Below are 2,600 nucleotides of genomic sequence, written 5' to 3'. Positions count from 1 at the left end.
CCGTCGTGGTGAGCTTCGCCGCAACTTTGGGTCTCTCGGCCATCTTCTTCAACAACGTGTTTGGTTTCCCCGGTGCTGATGCGAGCGTTCCACTGTTTGGATTCGTCTTCTTGGTGGCGTTGGGTATTGACTACAACATCTTCTTGATGACGCGTGTGCGCGAAGAAAGCATCAAGATTGGCACCCGCCCGGGCATCCTCAAGGGCCTCACCGTCACCGGTGGTGTGATCACCTCTGCGGGTGTCGTGTTGGCAGCCACCTTTGCGGCGTTGGGTGTTATCCCACTGCTGTTCTTGGTTCAGCTGGCCTTCATTGTCTCGGTCGGTGTGATCATTGACACCGTGCTGGTGCGCACCTTGTTGGTTCCTGCCATGGCCTACGACATTGGGCCCAAGATCTGGTGGCCCAGCAAGCTCGGTCGCGAAAGCAAGTAAAACCATCCTCAGCCCCCTAGAGATAGGGGGCTGAGTTCTTGTAATATCATTTGAGTACGAACGACCTCTTTATTCCGCACCGATTTTGGGATTAGAATGAGGAATCCGTAGAAAAGGTGAAGAATGTCAACGATTTCCGAATCAGAACTGCTCGCTAAGGTCCCATCTCAGCTGTATATCAACGGCCAATGGGTAGATGCTGCCGGTGGCAAGACCGTCGATGTGCACGACCCCGCAACGGGTCTGGTCATCAAGAGCATCGCTGACGCTTCCCCTGCAGACGGTATGAAGGCCCTGGACGCCGCTGTAGCGGCGCAGGACGCCTGGGCAGCCACTGCACCCCGTGTCCGTGGCGAGATCCTGCGCAAGGCGTTTGACCGCGTTCAGGAGCTCAAGGATGAGTTTGCACTGCTGATGACCCTCGAGATGGGTAAGCCCCTTGCTGAGGCCATCGGTGAAGTCAACTACGGTTCCGAGTTCCTGCGCTGGTTCAGCGAAGAAGCTGTGCGCATTACCGGTCGCTACGGCACCAACCCAGAAGGCACCGGTCGTACCATCGTGACCCAGATGCCTGTAGGCCCCTGCTACCTGATCACCCCGTGGAACTTCCCGCTGGCCATGGCAACCCGCAAGATTGCGCCCGCACTGGCAGCTGGCTGCACCGTCGTGGTTAAGCCCGCAACCCTGACGCCTCTCACCACTCTCTACTTCGTCAAGATTTTGGAAGAGTGCGGTGTTCCCGCAGGTGTGGTGAACGTGTTCACCACCTCCACTACCGCTGAGGTTTCTGACCCCATCGTCACCGACAAGCGTCTGCGCAAGCTCTCCTTCACCGGTTCCACTGGTGTTGGTCAGTCGCTGATGAAGCTTGCCACCGAAAACATGCTCCGCACCTCGATGGAGCTCGGCGGAAACGCACCATTCCTCGTCTTCGAAGATGCAGATCTCGACAAGGCTGTAGACGGCGTGATGATTGCGAAGTTCCGCAACATCGGTCAGGCATGCACTGCAGCCAACCGTGTGATCGTGCACGAGAGTGTTGCTGACGCGTTTGCACAGAAGGTCACTGAGCGCGTGAAGGCCATGAAGATTGGTCGCGGCACCGAAGACGGCGTCAGCATTGGCCCCCTCATCGACAGCAAGGCAGTGGCAAAGGCAGACCAGCTAGTTCAGGATGCCGTCTCAAAGGGTGCATCCGTTCTCACCGGTGGTAAGGCAGTTGACGGTGCTGGCACCTTCTATGAGCCCACGGTTCTCACCGGAGTCACCTCCGAAGCAGACATCATGACCGAAGAAATCTTTGGCCCTGTGCTTTCCATCACCACGTTCAAGACCGAAGAAGAAGGCATCGCCATTGCCAACGACACCGAATACGGTCTCATCGGCTATGTCTACACCGAAGACTTCAAGCGCGGTCAGCGTCTGATTGAGAAGCTGCAGACCGGAATGATGGGTCTCAACGCTGGCGTTATCTCCAACGCGTCTGCCCCATTCGGTGGCGTGAAGATGTCAGGTCTCGGCCGTGAAGGTGGCTTCGAAGGAATCAACGAGTACCTCTCCACGAAGTACACCATGACGCCGAACCCCTTCGCATAAATAAGCATTAACGAAGAAGGCCCCTCCAATTGAACTGAACCCCTTAAGTGGGAGTTCTAATAGGGAGTCATTTCTAAGTTTGCAAGGGACTGTGTCCGGTAGTCAACCGGGCTCAGTCCCTTCAACTTTTCTTGGATGCGTTCATGGTTGAACCAGTGAATGTATTTCGCTAGTTCCCGCTTGAACTGGGGCATGCTCGTGAAGGTTTGTTGACGCAAGAACTCTTCTTTGAAATGTCCGAAGAAGTTCTCTGCAACGGCGTTATCGAGACAGTTGCCTTTGCGTGACATTGATTGAGTGATGCCGCGTTGTTTCAACGCGAGTTGATAGCCAGCATGACGGTAATGCCATCCCTGATCTGAATGCATCACCAACCCAGTGCCTGGCTTGAGCTGCGCGAAAGCTTTCTCCAACATTCCTGTGACCAGCCCCATCACTGGTGAGGGTGCTAGTTCATAAGAGATCACTTCCCGGTTGAAGAGATCAATCACCGGCGAGAGATATTGCTTCTGCCCCAGAACATAAAACTCAGTAACATCGGTCACCCATTTCTTCGACGGCTGTGTGGCG

3 protein-coding genes are annotated in these 2,600 nt (G+C 55.3%); 2 read left to right on the top strand and 1 reads right to left on the bottom strand.

What is annotated here, in order from left to right; all coding sequences use genetic code 11:
• Together RR877_RS10360 and RR877_RS10355 are read left to right on the top strand one after the other, a co-directional pair.
• A partial coding sequence (locus tag RR877_RS10360) for an MMPL family transporter (protein WP_332628193.1) occupies window positions 1–434 on the top strand: 434 nt, incomplete at its 5' end.
• 123 nt (window positions 435–557) lie between these two features.
• Window positions 558–2,030, top strand: a complete 1,473-nt coding sequence (locus RR877_RS10355; RefSeq protein ID WP_332628191.1) for an NAD-dependent succinate-semialdehyde dehydrogenase — start codon at window positions 558–560, stop codon at window positions 2,028–2,030.
• 56 nt (window positions 2,031–2,086) lie between these two features.
• On the opposite strand, the gene RR877_RS10350 is transcribed toward RR877_RS10355, so the two are convergent.
• Window positions 2,087–2,600: IS3 family transposase (locus RR877_RS10350; RefSeq protein ID WP_332628189.1), on the bottom strand; the 514-nt coding region annotated here is incomplete at its 5' end.

It is taken from the genome of Aurantimicrobium sp., assembly GCF_036667855.1.
Lineage (GTDB): Bacteria > Actinomycetota > Actinomycetes > Actinomycetales > Microbacteriaceae > Aurantimicrobium.
This window is presented reverse-complemented; position numbering and strand designations above follow the sequence as displayed.